Source organism: Paenibacillus sp. 2TAF8 (genome assembly GCF_052114825.1).
Lineage (GTDB): Bacteria > Bacillota > Bacilli > Paenibacillales > Paenibacillaceae > Paenibacillus.
In genome coordinates, this window is record NZ_JBFRFN010000002.1 from 62,385 (window position 1) to 77,496 (window position 15,112).

Annotated in this window: 12 protein-coding genes; 5 read left to right on the forward strand and 7 right to left on the reverse strand. The window is 45.2% G+C overall.

Translation table 11 applies throughout. The features are described 5' to 3' along the window. Positions 1–45 precede the first annotated feature (45 nt). A complete protein-coding gene (locus AB4Z30_RS02445) occupies positions 46–1,614 on the forward strand; it encodes an FAD-dependent monooxygenase (protein ID WP_441922964.1) in 1,569 nt (522 codons plus the stop codon). An 83-nt stretch (positions 1,615–1,697) separates the two neighbouring features. On the opposite strand, the gene AB4Z30_RS02450 is transcribed toward AB4Z30_RS02445, so the two are convergent. The 4 genes from AB4Z30_RS02450 to AB4Z30_RS02465 all read right to left on the reverse strand — a co-directional run bounded on the left by AB4Z30_RS02450 (position 1,698) and on the right by AB4Z30_RS02465 (position 7,838). Further along, positions 1,698–3,287: a glycoside hydrolase family 43 protein gene (locus AB4Z30_RS02450; protein ID WP_441922966.1), complete on the reverse strand. Its 1,590-nt coding sequence runs from the start codon at positions 3,285–3,287 to the stop codon at positions 1,698–1,700. Between the two features lie 80 nt (positions 3,288–3,367). After that, positions 3,368–5,428, reverse strand: coding sequence for a YjhG/YagF family D-xylonate dehydratase (locus AB4Z30_RS02455; RefSeq protein ID WP_441922968.1), 2,061 nt, complete (start codon positions 5,426–5,428; stop codon positions 3,368–3,370). A 17-nt stretch (positions 5,429–5,445) separates the two neighbouring features. Continuing rightward, a complete protein-coding gene (gucD, locus tag AB4Z30_RS02460) occupies positions 5,446–6,912 on the reverse strand; it encodes an alpha-ketoglutaric semialdehyde dehydrogenase GucD (protein WP_441922970.1) in 1,467 nt (488 codons plus the stop codon). 50 nt (positions 6,913–6,962) lie between these two features. Further along, positions 6,963–7,838 (reverse strand): fumarylacetoacetate hydrolase family protein, encoded by an 876-nt coding sequence (locus AB4Z30_RS02465; RefSeq protein ID WP_441922972.1) that lies wholly within the window; start codon positions 7,836–7,838, stop codon positions 6,963–6,965. Between the two features lie 216 nt (positions 7,839–8,054). Between AB4Z30_RS02465 and AB4Z30_RS02470 the strand changes: the two genes are divergently transcribed. After that, on the forward strand, positions 8,055–8,978 hold the full coding sequence (locus AB4Z30_RS02470; protein WP_441922974.1) for an AraC family transcriptional regulator: 924 nt from the start codon (positions 8,055–8,057) through the stop codon (positions 8,976–8,978). 95 nt (positions 8,979–9,073) lie between these two features. Here AB4Z30_RS02470 and AB4Z30_RS02475 read toward each other — a convergent pair whose 3' ends face one another. After that, positions 9,074–10,495 (reverse strand): family 43 glycosylhydrolase, encoded by a 1,422-nt coding sequence (locus AB4Z30_RS02475; protein ID WP_441922976.1) that lies wholly within the window; start codon positions 10,493–10,495, stop codon positions 9,074–9,076. 56 nt (positions 10,496–10,551) lie between these two features. Here AB4Z30_RS02475 and AB4Z30_RS02480 point away from each other — a divergent pair, with 56 nt between their 5' ends. The 3 genes from AB4Z30_RS02480 to AB4Z30_RS02490 all read left to right on the forward strand — a co-directional run bounded on the left by AB4Z30_RS02480 (position 10,552) and on the right by AB4Z30_RS02490 (position 13,319). Beyond that, a complete protein-coding gene (locus tag AB4Z30_RS02480; protein WP_441922978.1) occupies positions 10,552–11,313 on the forward strand; it encodes a helix-turn-helix transcriptional regulator in 762 nt (253 codons plus the stop codon). Positions 11,314–12,015: 702 nt separating this feature from the next. After that, complete coding sequence (locus AB4Z30_RS02485; RefSeq protein WP_441922980.1) at positions 12,016–12,537, forward strand: DinB family protein; 522 nt, start codon at positions 12,016–12,018, stop codon at positions 12,535–12,537. Positions 12,538–12,608: 71 nt separating this feature from the next. Then, a complete protein-coding gene (locus AB4Z30_RS02490; RefSeq protein ID WP_441924159.1) occupies positions 12,609–13,319 on the forward strand; it encodes an AAA family ATPase in 711 nt (236 codons plus the stop codon). Positions 13,320–13,384: 65 nt separating this feature from the next. On the opposite strand, the gene AB4Z30_RS02495 is transcribed toward AB4Z30_RS02490, so the two are convergent. Continuing rightward, the gene (locus tag AB4Z30_RS02495) at positions 13,385–14,407 is read right to left on the reverse strand and encodes a DUF4367 domain-containing protein (protein WP_441922982.1); all 1,023 of its coding nucleotides are present in this window, start codon (positions 14,405–14,407) and stop codon (positions 13,385–13,387) included. Continuing rightward, positions 14,368–14,952 (reverse strand): RNA polymerase sigma factor, encoded by a 585-nt coding sequence (locus tag AB4Z30_RS02500; protein ID WP_441922984.1) that lies wholly within the window; start codon positions 14,950–14,952, stop codon positions 14,368–14,370. The genes AB4Z30_RS02495 and AB4Z30_RS02500 overlap by 40 nt, the downstream gene beginning before the upstream one ends. Between the last annotated feature and the right edge of the window lie 160 nt (positions 14,953–15,112).

A 15,112-nucleotide genomic window follows, 5' to 3' on the forward strand; every position in this document is an offset into this window, starting at 1 on the left:
GTTAATGTAACCTATCCAAACCCATGATTAAGGAGGAATTTACTTATGAACATGCCACAGTCTTTTGTAGATGTTCTAATTGTTGGGGCTGGACCTACAGGGCTGACACTTGCCTGTGACCTTGCCCGTCGAAACGTAGACCATCGGATTATCGAACGAAGCACTTCTTATAACGCAGCATCCCGTGCCAAAGGAATTCAGCCCCGTTCACTTGAAGTCGTTGATGATTTGGAAGCCGTTCGTTACATTATGGACACAGGAGTCGTTGATTTGCCTGTTCGATATTACACCGAGGATGGCAGAAGTATGGTTAAGCCTTCTATTACCGTTGCGGCCAGCGCTGAACTGGGATCACCCTATCCAGATCCGGTCTGGATTGCTCAATTTGATGTGGAGAAGGCATTACGTGACCGATATGAGATGTTTGGAGGTAAAGTGGAGTTGGGTGTGGAAGCTGTAGAACTTGTTCAAGACTTGGACGGTGTACAGGTAACGGTGAATACAACAGAAGGAAAAGAGCAAATTCATGCCCGTTATGTGGTTGGCGCTGATGGTGGGAAAAGTAGTATTCGCAAGTTCATCCATCTTCCGTTAATTGGGAATACACACGATCATGAACGGTGGTATCTTGGCGATGTGCGTTTGGAAGGACTGGATCGTGATCATATCCATATCTGGACTTCTCCGGAGGGGATGGTCGGATTAACGCCATTACCGAAATCCGACATTTGGCAACTTCAAGCTACCATTCCGTCAGAAATTAAGGAACCGGAAAAGCCGTCGTTAGAAGTGTATCAGGATATGTTTAACCGACGAGCAGGTGCTGGGTATGTTCGGCTTATGGATGCCTCCTGGCTATCTATCTACCGGATCAACGTGCGAATGGTCGAGTCTTACCGCAACGGTCGGGTTTTTCTTGCTGGCGACGCTGCGCATGTTCACTCGCCAGCCGGAGGGCAAGGCATGAATACCGGGATGCAGGACGCCTACAACCTAGGATGGAAACTGGAATCCGTCATACGCGGAGCAAACACCACCCTGCTTGACACCTATGATGAAGAACGTCGTCCCGTAGCTCAAGCGGTGCTTGAGGATAGCACCAAAAAAATGGAAGCCATTTTAGGAACAGCGACTGAACGTGGAGCATTATCCCAATCCTTAAGCACCGTATCTGATGATCTAACGAGCGGACTTCTTATTTCCTATCGTTCAAGTTCACTTACCCACTCCACATCTCAAGCCAATGTTACCTGTTCTTTGCCTGGAGATCGTGCTCCTAATGCAGAGGGCCTGCAAGGTGCTGAGTTCACGGGAGATGTCTTTGACCTGTTGCGTGGCCCACACTGGACTCTTTTAGCTTTTGTAAACCGTACAGAYCACTTTTCTCTACAGAACTTCACTTTGGATGAACTCCATACGCACTGCATTGTGCCATCACATGTCGAAGGAGAAGAATGCATCATTGACACAGCAGGTAATGCCTATCAAATGTACGATGTTACAAGCGAAACGCTTATATTGATTCGTCCCGACGGGTACATCGCATTACGTACTTCCATTGAGGACAGTGCCTTGATTCTACAATACCTGAACTCTATGTATCGCGAAAACTAATTAAAACTAGGTTACACGTTGTAAGCTTCTGTCGCTCAACCTAAAGATGGCCCCGAGAAAACAGGAGCCATCTTCTTCATTATTTATGATGTCGAATAACGAAAATAATCAAAATCAGCATGTTTACGAGTTCCGCCGAGATCCTGCACACAGAGACCGATATAGGTTCCCGTGAACCGGATATATTCCGGGGATTCATCACACAGATGAGTGATATCCGTCCAATCACCAACCTGAATCCATGAATCTACATGATCTCCTAACGCATAGTAAAAGCAAGCACGATCATGCTGTACTATAGTCTTCAGCCGAATTTGACTCCCCGATAACATTGGGATATCCTCGACAAGTTCATCATATACCCCGTACATAGACTGGATGATGCCAAGAGACAGTCCCTTATCTTCATGAACCGTTACTCTAAGGTAGAGATAGTCCTGTGTATCGTAATAAAGAATCAGTCCTGCCATCTGCTGTGGATGATCCGGCGCAAATTCCAGGCATGTTTCGGCTTCACACTCAAAAGCTTGCAGTCTGCGAGCAACCATGCTTTGTCTATGGGTTGAACTCATGGATTCCATCCCATACAGGCGTAAATAGCCAGGACGTTCAGTCAGTGTAAGCCAAGTTGCGTCTGGTGGGATACGAAGGGTGTTCCAGTCGTTACGAAGCTCGGCTTGATCAAAGTGATCCGTCTCATCTAGTAGTTCAAACGGTTGCGGTTTAATTTTTGGTGCCTTCACTTGAAGCTCTGGATATCGATCTCCGCTGGCAAGCCTCAGCCATCCGTCCTCACTCCAGATGCAATGCTGCAGAGCCGTTTCACGTCCAAGGATGCAGTGTTTCTCCTGAACAGGTCTGCCCACCAGATGTGCCATATACCATTCGCCCGTGTGGGTCTCAACGAGACTTCCGTGCCCTGCCTTTTGCAACGTTAAATCCGGCTTGCCTGCTGAAGTGAGCATCGGATTACTCGGATCAACTTCATACGGGCCTTGTAATGTACGTGCACGTGCAACCGTCACCGCATGCTCATAACCAGTTCCGCCTTCAGCGGTGACTAAGTAATAATAACCGTTGCGTTTATACAGATGTGGCGCTTCTGTCAGTCCCAGTTCCGTTCCCTTAAAAATATTGACGGCAGTTCCGACCAGTTTTTGCTCCTGAAGCGAATATTCCTGAAGTACGATGCCTGCAAAGTGGTTTTTACCTTTTCGGTGATCCCAGATCATATTGACCAGCCACTTGCGCCCATCTTCATCATGAAACAGAGAAGGATCGAAGCCGCTGCTGTTCAGGTAGATTGGCTCTGACCATGGGCCTTCAATATCCGTTGTGGTCACAAGATAATTGTGAGTGTCTTTAAAAGCACCCACCCTGCTTTTCACATCGGTAAATATCAGATAAAACACACCGTTATCATAGCTTAGACAAGGCGCCCATACGCCTCCAGAGTTAATATTGCCCTCCATGTTTAACTGGGATATCCGAGTCAATGGTGAAGGTAACGCACGCCAGTGAACCAAGTCTCTGGAGTGGTGAATGCGTACACCCGGAAACCATTCAAAGGTGGATGTAGCGATATAATAATCTTCTCCAGCCCGGCATATGGAAGGATCGGGATGAAAGCCGGTGAGGATCGGATTGGTAACCATGGTTGTGGTTGTATTCATGAAAGCAACCTCCGGTAAAAAGTAATAGCTATAAAACATGACTGGCTAACATCGTAAAAGAATAGGTGGATTTCAGAGCCTCAGTTCCAACCGAGCGCCTTTTTGCCAGCCTCAAGTGCAGTTATGATGCGGTCTACATCATATACATTCCCTCTCCAGGTGCTTCCACTTACTGATTGTAGTGCTGCCCATAAACGTGTATCGTCTGGTAGAGCTTCATCTGGTCGCATACTCGGATGAAAGGGCCTCTGTGCCAGGATCAGTGCTCCTTCTTCGGGAGAAACCTCACGTCCTGCTTCTCCGACAAAATTAACACTTCCCTCCAGCGTGTTCCGATCCACGACAATGTTAATCAAATCCCCGTCTTGCAGCTTGCCAATCGGACCGCCAGCTAGCGCTTCGGGCCCAACATGACCAATACAGGCACCGGTGGATACACCGGAGAAGCGAGCATCAGTAATGAGCGAAACATATTTTCCAAAAGACAAATGTTTAAGCGCAGAGGTAAGCTGATACGTTTCCTCCATTCCCGTCCCGGATGGTCCACGTCCTAGGAGAACGATGATGTCACCCGCGAGAATTCCTCCAGTTTTGATTGCCTTAATCGCTTCACGTTCGGTGGTAAACACTTTTGCTGTGCCCTTATGACGGTAGACACCTTGCTCATCAAGTACATCCGGATCAATGGATGTAGATTTGATAACAGAGCCTTCGGGAGCGATATTGCCCGTTGGAAATGTCACGGTAGAGGAAATGCCCAGACGCTGGGAGTGTTCCGCACTCATAATAACACTGTCCGGATCGATACCATCCACCTCTTGCAATTGTTTCCGCATCACATGCCGTCGTTCAGATGCTTCCCACCAATCCAGTACATGACCGATAGAGGTACCCGTAACCGTCTGTACATTCTCATCTAATAAACCAAGACGTCTGAGGTGAAGCATGACTTCTGGCACACCGCCTGCCTGAAAAACCCGAATGGTTGGGTAAAAGATGGGTCCATTTGGCAATGCACTCACGAGTCTCGGAACATTTTTATTGACCTGAATCCAATCTTGTACATTGGGCAGTGTTAAGCCAGCCGCATGTGCAATGGCAGGGATGTGAAGCAGCAGATTGGTAGATCCGCCAAAGGCTGCATGCACGACCATGGCATTGCGAATCGACGCATCGGTGAGTATGTCCGCCATTTTCATCCCTTGAGTCTCCATCTGGATCAGTGCCCGTGAGGATTGCCGAGCCATCTCAAGCCAGATCGGTTGCCCTGAAGGGGCTAGAGCGGCATGAGGCACAGTCATTCCCATCGCCTCAGCTACAACTTGAGCCGTGGCTGCTGTCCCTAAAAATTGACAGCCTCCTCCCGGGGTAGCACAAGCCCGGCACCCTAACTCTGATGCCATCTCCAGTGAAAGCTCTCCGTTCGAGTATCTTGCGCCGATCGTCTGAATTTTTCCGGCGTCTTCTCCATCCGTAGGCGGCAGAGTAACACCGCCAGGAACAATAACACCCGGGAGTTGTGGCATACCCGCTAGAGCAAGCATCATCGCGGGTAGTCCTTTATCGCATGTTGCCACGCCTAACACACCTTTGCGTGTGGGCAACGACCGAATCAATCTGCGGAAAACCATTGCCGCATCGTTTCTGTACGGTAACGAGTCGAACATACCGGTTGTTCCTTGCGATCTTCCGTCGCAGGGGTCGCTGACATAACCAGCAAATGGGATTCCACCGCGGCTGGATAATTCATCCGCCGCTGCTTTCATCAGCAGTCCAACCTCCCAGTGCCCCGTATGATAACCGAGTGCTGTAGGACTGCCATCCTCATTCCGGATACCGCCTTGCGTACTTAAGATCAGGTACTGTTTTCCGTTTAAATCTCCAGGCTTCCAGCCCATACCTACATTCTGAGACATACCGAACAAGTCGCCACTTGGTGCGTTTCGCAGTAAATCATCGGTTAGAGGCAGACGTCCTTCTACCCCAGGAGCATGGGCTTGAATTTTGTAGAGATCAGACTGCCTTTTCCCATAATCAGAAGTCCATTCCTTCGGATCAGCTATCTCATCCCCTGATGTAGACTCTTTATTATTTTTATCAGGCGAATTTTCACCCATAATGGTTCGAATCTGTTCGTACATGATACCCTCCCCGCAGTTTATGACTTCACGAAGACTGTTTTGATTGCGGTGAAAAATTCAATAGCTGCCTGTCCTTGCTCTCTGGAATGGGAACTGGACATCTTCATCCCGCCAAACGGAGCTTGTAGCTCGACACCCGCTGTTTCCGCATTAATTCTTACAAGTCCGGCGTCCATATCACGGATAAACGAAAGCATAGACCCAACGTTCTGCGTATAGATTGAAGCACTTAATCCGTAGTCACTATCATTGGCCAGAGCTATAGCTTCTTCGATGGAATCTACAGGCATCAAGGCCAGTACTGGGCCAAATATTTCCTCTCTGGCGATCGCCATATGGGGTTCGACGCCTTCAAATACCGTTGGCTGTACATAAAATCCATCTGCAAGCTCAGGACTGTCCGGTCTATTCCCTCCGGTTAGCAGCACTGCGCCTTCGTCTTGCCCTTTTTGAATGTAACTCAGTACCGTATTAAGCTGTCCTTCACTAGCGCATGGACCCATCCAGCTCCCAGCAGACATCCCATCGGCCAAGCGAATTTCCTGAACCTGTGACAAGAGCTTTTCTTTGAAAGCATCGTATACTTTTCGTTCAATAATAACGCGGCTGGTCGCCGTACATTTTTGTCCGGTTGATTTCAGACCACCGCTGATCGTTCCCTCAACAGCCAGATCTAAGTCAGCATCCGCTGCAATAATGACCGGATTTTTCCCGCCCATTTCAAGCTGATATTTGGCCCCCCGAGCAAGTACGGCAGCACCGACACGTTTACCAACCTCATTAGAGCCTGTAAACGTAATTCCGTTAACATCCGGATGCTCCGCCAGTGCCGAACCGATTACCGAGCCTTTGCCGCATACAAGATTGAGAACCCCAGCCGGGAGACCTGCTTCCTCAAAACATTCTAGTACTTTGGCTGCCGTAACCGCTGTCTCCTGTGCAGGTTTCAAAACAACAGTGTTACCGTAGATTAGTGCAGGTGCTGCTTTCCAGATCGGAATAGCGACCGGGAAGTTCCACGGTGCAATAACCCCAACTACACCAAGGGGTACACGGGTCGTAAACATTAAAGCTTCACTGTCCGTTGACGGAATGACATCACCCGTTTTGCGCATGCCTTCACCTGCGTAATATCTCAAGATGGCAACGCCGCGCATCGTCTCTCCTTTGGCTTCGGGGAACGTTTTCCCCATTTCTCTCGTCATGGCTTCTGCGACTTCACTAGCTCTTCGTTCCAGCACGTTTGCTGCCTGAAAAAGAAAATTGCCTCGTTCAGCGCCGGTTAACTTGCGCCAAGTTTTCGCAGCTGCTTTTGCTGCAGCTACTGCTTGATTCAGGTCTTCTACGCCAGAGGAAGGAACATGCCCTACGATCTCGTTCCGATTGGCTGGATTGATGCTGGGTTCTGTTTTCCCAGACTCGGGCTTCACCCATTCTCCATTAATAAAATTGTTATAGGTCTGCTCTAACTGAAAAGTGCTCATCGTCTTCATCCTCTCTAATGAAATCGTTGGAACATATAATCAGACATGCCCTAATTCGATATAACAGGATTCATCAGTGTCCCGATCCCGCTGATAGATATTTCAATATGGTCACCTGGCTCCAGTGTAAAATCATTCGGTGGTACAATATTGGTACCCGTCAGGAGTACGGTTCCGTCAAACAAATCATTATCTCTTGCCAAAAAGGAAACCAAGTCATCCAGCTTACGATTCAAATCACTTGTGCTGGCATCACTTCTCACAACGACCTCTCCATTACGGTATATTTCGCAGACAATGTTAAGGTCATACGGATTCTTCACCGTTTCCGCCAGTCGAATCGCTGGTCCGATAGAGCAGGAATTGCGCCATATTTTGGCTTGCGGCAGATACAGCGGGTTTTCCCCTTCGATATCCCGGCAACTCATGTCATTGCCCGCAATATATCCTACAATGCTGCCATCTGATGCAAGTACAAGCCCAAGCTCGGGCTCTGGAATTTGCCATGTGGAATCACTACGGAGCGTGACTGCTTCATTTGGTCCAATCGTACGTGCAGCTGTGGATTTGAAGAAAATCTCCGGACGCTCTGCATCATAAACCTTATCGTAAAACGTATTTGCATCAAGCTTGCCATCCGTTGCTTCATAATTACGTGCTTCCCTGCTTCGCTGATACGTTACACCTGCTGCCCAGACTTCCGGTGCTTCGATGGGATTGACAATATGAAGGGTTGTCCAATCATCCGTTAGTTTGTTCACTGGTTTAAAAGCGCTTTCAATAAGTTGGACAGGCGTAACGCCTTGCTCCCTTGCTTGATAGATCAAAGTCATGAAATCTGCCTGTGGCAAACGATAGGCTTGTTCATCATCCGTCACGGCTGCCAGCCACTTCTGTTCTCCATCCAGAAATCGAATAATTCGCATGTAAGCGTGCCCCCTATTTCCCCTACCGGGTTGATAGTCTTACATTAGCATCAGCACTGTCTCATGACGATGTTCTAATCACTCCGACGATTTACCCTTTTCACGCATTTTTTTTCTGTTAAGATAAGTTTATACGTTTCACAAAAGGATGATTTACACGATTAGTTCAAACATAACCATCTTCAAAATTGTACAGGACAAGGGGGCTGAGCTGTTGTGACGAAGCATTCAGAAGAGATGTATTTAGGCCGTTTGCCCGACGTTCGTCTTTCGTTCCAACTCATGGGACTTCATGCTAGAAAGGCAGATTCGAATTGGACGTATCCATCTCATGAACATTCGATGTATGAAATTCACTGGATGATGGATGGTCAGATGGACATGGTCATCAATGGAAAGCTGCACCAGCAGTCCAAGGGAGACCTTTTGTTCATTCGTCCCGGGATAACGCATTCCTGTACAGGTGCCGGGCCGGAAGGATTCACGTATTTTTCGGTTCATTTCAGCGTACACGATACTTCCTTCTGTCGGGAACTTAATCGCTGCAAAGATACCTATTATCCGGCGGATTCGAATCTGGCACTGGCAATATCCCCTATCCTCTCTACCTTATATGAGCTGTCCAAAGAGAATTTGTCTGATTCATTGTCCTCCTCCAAACAAATGAAGGTGCATGCCGCCGTATTTGAGCTGCTCGGTTCGCTGGTAGGACAACTATCGCAGAACGCATCCGTTACTCTATCCAGAAAAGAGACGATTGCCCATCAGATCGCTGAGCACATTGAGGATTCGGTACGGTATATTCATTTACATAGTGAAATTCAGGATAATAACCGTACCTGGATTCAGGATATTGCGAAATCGTTAAGCTTGAGTACGTCACAGGTCAACCGGATTTTTCGAGAAGTATATGGTCAGGCACCACGCAAATATTTATCGGAAACTTTACTGAATGAAGCGCAGCGGCTATTAAAACAAACGGATCTGAACGTGGATCACATCGCGATGATGCTCGGGTACAAAACCAATGCGCATTTCAGTCGTCAGTTCAAACGGTGGACAGGTATCGCACCGAGCGAATTTCGCACTCATGCCCAGCAGAGCGTTACGAATGATGCACAAGATGGAGAAAAAGTGTAAAGTTTCCATTAAAATGCGATGGCAACATAAAAAGCAGCTCAGAGATGAGTGACCTCACCAGTGGCTGCTTGTTTTTTTTGCAGAAGGAATCTGATTTAATCCAATATAAATGAAGCCAGGCTCGCGCCTCCCGTTCCCCGGTATGTAAAATACAAAGCCTGCTTACCGTCTGGAATGCTTATTGTGGCTGTGTATGATTTCCATACATTGGTGAAGTGTACGGGAATTGTCCCCAGAACAGAGCCGTCCCATGAAGTTTTCACCTCAAAAGTTCCGTTGCAATATCCACGTACTCTAATCGTGACCTGCTTGATACCATTACAATCGAAGTATTTAAAACCGGCTGTCGCCGATTCAGTCATATTTGCAATATATCCGGGTTCTTTGTCACCGTCTCTGCCGTCCTGTGTGATTTTGGGAAAGCGGCTGTCCAGCCAAGCACCTGCACCGAAACCACCGGAATACATTTGATCATCTTGGGTAAAAAGGTTGCATGCAATATAAGCGGGGTACTCCCCTTTACCTTGTAGTAGTCCCCCATTCAGGCCCGAAGAAGTCATTTCGACTTGTGGGATGGAACCGTCTTTTTCAAATATAATCCTTTCGATACATCCCTGCCGGTTGAATGCATCTCCATTCGTATGTCTGTGATAGAAAATGTACCAGTCCATGTCGATTTCAACGATGCTGCCATGATTGTTGCCTCCATAATACATCGGCTTGCCAGCCGGCTTGTATGTATCGATATGAAGATCACAGTTGCTTATGATCACGCCTTGATATTCGAATCCTTGTGTTGGTGATGCACTCGTTGCATAGCACAGTTCATGCATTACGACGGAGGAGTATACCAGATAATAGAGCTCTCCTCTTTTGCGAATCGAAGGGGCTTCGAAAAATTCATGGCCTTCGTATCCGCTGCCATCGCTATACGGTTGACTTGGTGCCACAAAAACGGGTTCCTCTACAATAGTGAGCATGTCCGGGCCAAGCACTGTTGCCATTGCACCATGTCTGGAGCGGTCGCCTGGTGCACAGAAACCGGTATACAGATAAGTAACTTCTCCTTCGGTCATAACGCCAGGATCGAATTGCGGCTCATCCCCTTCTCGTTCGCCGAGCCGGGTACCGTCTGTATATTTTACATATCCATAGAATTCATATTTGCCCGCTGGTGTATCACATACTGCCACCGAAACTACCGGTACTTTATCGAGTACATAATATAAATAATAACGACCGTCTGGGCCCAATGTGACATCTGGGGCATAAAGACACATGTGGCCATCCGGGTTGAGTGGATCATCTGTTTTTTGGTAAATGACACCTTCATTGCGCCAATTCCCAAGGTCATCGACCGGTGCAGACCAGCATACGTAATCATTCAGGCAAAAAACATGTCCGTTAAAGCGGTCATGTGATCCATATACATAAACTCTGTCATTAAACACGTAAGGCTCTCCGTCAGGCACGTATTCCCAAGATGGAAGATATGGATTGAACCCTTGTTTTTTCATTCAAAATGCACTCCTTATCTAAAGTAATGTTCTATAAGAAAGGTGAAGAATGAACAATGAATACGATTTTTTACGTTGAATATGATGCCGTACATCACAGCCCGTTTATGTTTGATATTCCCGAAGGGCATGATTGCTGGTTGTTAGTTATTACGCATACTCCAGCACTGTTCTGGGTCAATGGTAAGCTGGAAGAATACCCCCCTCATTGTGCTGTTTTATATAAGCCATATCAGAAAATATACTACCGCGCTTGTACGGAACAATATGTGAACGACTGGATTCGTTTTGCCAGTGAAGAGCTGTATATAACGGAAACTTCTCTCCCACTAGGTGAGCCCTTTCCATTGGATGACCCCGAATACTGTCATAAGCTGTTTCAGTTACTTGTCGTGGAGCATTCTTTTCGGAATGGCTACAAGGAATCATCGATCAGTTATTTGCTTCGAACATTGTTTAACAAGCTGCTGGAATCTTGTGCTCAAGAGAACATTGGCCCACAGCACTATCCGCTCATGAAACTTCGGACAGCGATTCACAACAATCCGAGTCACGTATGGACGGTTGCTACAATGGCGGAAACCTTGAATATTAGCTCAGGGTACTTGCAACTAATATATAAAAAAGCTTTCGGATTATCCTGTATGGATGATGTCATTCATAGCCGAATTCGCTTGGCGAAAGAATTTCTCCGACATCATCGATATACGGTTGCAGAGATAGCTGACAGATGCGGATACCGCAATGTAGAGCATTTTTGCCGACAGTTCAAACAGATCACTGGTGTATCGCCTAAACAATTCAAGCAGCAGTTCTAACATGTATGCAATTTGGAAGTGAGTTGCCTATTTCAGGTTTTTCATAGATTGGTAGCGCTCTCTTATCATTAAAGTTAAAGTTTTGACCTATCGGATACAATGACTTATCCTGACCTGTTATTGATCAATCCTCATATGAGAAGTGGTTGTTGTGAAAAAAAGYCGCTAGTTAGCGGCTTCGGGTGGAGTGTTTCTCTTATGTTGATTCATCTGCTTTCTTTAAAAATATGTAGAATAACTCACAGTATATTTATTGTGTATAGCTATGGCTTGACATTCGTATCACGATACACAGGCTTAGACTTGCTAGGTTCATTCTTCCCGTTAAGCTTTTTTTGTTTTTGAATAGTCACATAGATCATAATAATTATAAACGCCGGAATTCCGATGTTAATCAGAATAAATAAAAAAATTGTTCCAAATACAAGAATGTAGCCAACCGAGGGGTCGCTATAAATACTGTTCTCCTCCTTACTAAATTGATCTTGTCTATGATACATATTATACAGACATTACATCTGAAATTCACTATTAATCAAGGGTGTTTCTCTGACCATTGCTATTGCTTTAATCCCTTTGATTCATAGGACAGTTTAGCTTCATCAGATATACATAGAATAATATAGTATGTAGAGGTTTCGGATCTTTTGAGATTTATGGTAAAATAAACAAAAAATGATACTTAATTAAAGGAGATATGACATGAACGAAAGACCTAATAAAGAAGAATATGCTGCTTTCTATGAAGGATATATCCATCTTGTTCCTGAAGGGAATGTCATTGAACTATTGCAAAAGCAAGCTGAACGAGTCGAGCTTTCGATGCGATCTCTGTCAGAAGAAAAAGCAAATTTTCGCTATAGTGATGAGAAATGGAGTGTTAAAGAAGTCTTTGGTCACCTCATTGATAATGAACGTATTATGAGTGGCCGTTTGCTTCGTATCGCGAGAGGGGATAAAACTTCTCTTCCAGGATATGATCAAGATACTTTTATGCAAAACAATCCTTTTAAAACGTATACTGTGGTTGATCTGGCTGAAGAATATGCAGCGGTAAGACACTCCACCCTTCTTCTGCTTCGCCGTCTGAGCCCCGAAGACTGGATGCGTACAGGATTAGTCAATGAGTATACGGCTTCTACGCGTTCTATCGCTTATGTAATTACAGGGCACGAGCTACACCACTTGGCTATACTCCGTGATCGCTACAATGTCCAAACATAATTCAGGGATGTGAAGTGAAATTGAAAGGATCTCCAGCCTATTTGAGGCAAATACAGCTTAAACGCAATCAAATTGCTACTTATGATGAGTATCCGTATGACTTGCCCGTTATTCGTAACCTGCATACGATGGATTTTCATCCCAAAGTTACGTACATTGTTGGCGAAAACGGGATGGGCAAGTCTACGTTAATGGAGTCCATTGCCGTGTCATGGGGATTCAATCCCGAAGGCGGCACCATGAACTTTACGTTTTCTACCCGAGCCACGCATTCAAACTTGTATGAGCATATTCAATTAGTCAAAGGCACACGGCGTCCCAAGGACGGTTTCTTTTTCAGGGCTGAAAGTTATTATAATCTGGCAACGACCATTGATGAGTTGGATCGTGAGCGTTCATGTGCCCCTCCAATCAAGGATTCGTATGGCGGAAAATCGCTGCATGAGCAATCCCATGGAGAGTCGTTTTTTTCCACGTTTGTTCATCGGTTTGGCGGTCATGGTCTTTATATTCTGGACGAGCCTGAGGCGGCATTATCGCCGCTTCGCCAGATGGCCATGCTTGCCCGAATTCATGAGCTAGTACAACAAAATTCACAATTCATTATTGCTACCCATTCTCCTATTCTGATGGCGTATCCAGACTCTCAGATCTTTAACCTGACACCCAATGGAATTGAGATTCAGACGTTGGAAGAAACGGATCATTATGTGATTATGAAGGAGTTTCTGAATAACAAGGATAAGATGATTCAGCAGTTATTTGAAGAAAACGATAGCTAAAAATGCAAATATGAATAGCTGTCAAAGCTTAGATTGACGGCTTTTTGGTTCCAATATCTCTATCTCTATTTCACATAATTAAGCATCTCTTCGGCAATCTTAACCAGATCCTCTTTACGTAGATTGCTGTCGGCATTATTAGATATTTCGTATAACACATGCTGTTGATTGTCTCTCCAACCAATCCGGTGGTAAGCAGCAGGATCCGTTTCGACATCTCTGGTATCGGATTTAATATAATATACCTCATGACCTTGAATGCTCAGCTTTTCAGATTGAGCTTCTTTTCCCTGAAATATAGTCACTTTTGAGTCAGGAAGCAGTCTGGTTGCCATAACAGTTATAGCATTTTTTCCTTGGACATAGCGTACCGAAGAGAAATCAGCTTTGTCCCATTTCAGCTTTTGCATAAATACTTTCTGTCCATCTGAAGAAGATTCCGCTTGACGTTTAAGATTTTCTGCTATCTTCAGGTATTCTGCATTTGCGAGATGCCGTGAAAACAGATCGGCAGGATATACATATCCATAATCAAATTGGTATCCTTGAGGAAGATGTGATAGTGATCCTAAAACCGGAGCCTTCGTCCGTGAGATCTCCGCTTGGAAACTTTTGAAATCAGTATATTTGATCCATTTATATTCGAATTTTACGGGGTTTAACGTATCAGCTTCGTTAATGAATTTATCTTTTACAAAGTAGGCTGCATAATCACCAGGCTGCAATTGACCTTTAATCTGATTCGTATACAAGGCCAGCCTGTCTGTATAGTGTGTAACAAAGTCAGTAGGTTCCTGAGCTGCGGCAGTATTCAGTACCACCTCGCCTTTGTTGTTAAGGAATTCAATATATTGGGAGGCTGCATAACCTGTCACCGATATACCAAGAATGAACATGGCTGTTAGTCCGGGAATAATGAACTTTTGACGCATGCGTGTATTACTACCTTTAATCCGCTTTTCAGCCGCCAGATTGTTTACCCGAGCCATGACTTTGTCCGTGACATCGATATCCTGAAACGCTTCTCCGTGCATAAGATCCATTTGTTTCAGATTTTCGTTTTGAGAAGGATGTTGTAATTTTGACATCGTTCTTCCTCCGTAGAATTCATCATTTTTTGAATTTTGATTTTGGTTCTGGCAAATTTCTTCTTGACAGCTTCCGGACTTTTGTTCAGTATTTCACCTATTTCTGCAAAAGATTTTTCTTCAAAAACACGAAGAACCAACAGGTTTCGTTCAGCTACATTCAATTTTTCAAGTGCCCGACTTAATGGTTCGTTAAACAGTCGCTGTTCCAGCATCTCTGCGGGACTGTTCATAGATTGATCTTGAGACAGCAAGCTGAATTTCCATTTCTGATGCATTTTCTTTCGACGGATGATATTTATGCAGTGATAATAAGCTATCTTGTACACCCATGAAGTGAAATTCACTTCAGGTTTGTACAGATTTATTTTCTCATAGGCTTTAACCAAGACATCCTGAACAGCATCTTCGGCCTCCTGTTTGCTTGAAAGAAGTCTCCAGCAGTACATAAAAATCTGTTTCTGATACTTCTGAACGATATAAACATAGTCTTGAATTTCACCTGCTTGAACTCTTCTAATTCGATATTCCGTTTCCTCATCCATTTCTCTTTAAGACACCTCCTGGTATTCGGCGTGAAGTTTATATATGTATAACAAACGAGAACACTAAAAAGGGACACTTTTCCCACTGTTACGAAAACTATTTTTATTAGAGTATATCTTTAAAATGTTTGTATGAGAAAAACAGCTAATTAACATCATC

Excerpts from the sequence above, each read along its gene's own strand:
- AB4Z30_RS02465 (WP_441922972.1), bottom strand. The coding sequence starts at position 7,838 with ATGCGAATTATTCGATTTCTGGATGGAGAACAGAAGTGGCTGGCAGCC.
- AB4Z30_RS02480 (WP_441922978.1), top strand. The coding sequence starts at position 10,552 with ATGAATACGATTTTTTACGTTGAATATGATGCCGTACATCACAGCCCG.
- AB4Z30_RS02500 (WP_441922984.1), bottom strand. The coding sequence starts at position 14,952 with ATGGATGAGGAAACGGAATATCGAATTAGAAGAGTTCAAGCAGGTGAA.
- AB4Z30_RS02450 (WP_441922966.1), bottom strand. The coding sequence starts at position 3,287 with ATGAATACAACCACAACCATGGTTACCAATCCGATCCTCACCGGCTTT.
- AB4Z30_RS02475 (WP_441922976.1), bottom strand. The coding sequence starts at position 10,495 with ATGAAAAAACAAGGGTTCAATCCATATCTTCCATCTTGGGAATACGTG.
- AB4Z30_RS02495 (WP_441922982.1), bottom strand. The coding sequence starts at position 14,407 with ATGTCAAAATTACAACATCCTTCTCAAAACGAAAATCTGAAACAAATG.
- AB4Z30_RS02455 (WP_441922968.1), bottom strand. The coding sequence starts at position 5,428 with ATGTACGAACAGATTCGAACCATTATGGGTGAAAATTCGCCTGATAAA.
- AB4Z30_RS02485 (WP_441922980.1), top strand. The coding sequence starts at position 12,016 with ATGAACGAAAGACCTAATAAAGAAGAATATGCTGCTTTCTATGAAGGA.
- gucD (WP_441922970.1), bottom strand. The coding sequence starts at position 6,912 with ATGAGCACTTTTCAGTTAGAGCAGACCTATAACAATTTTATTAATGGA.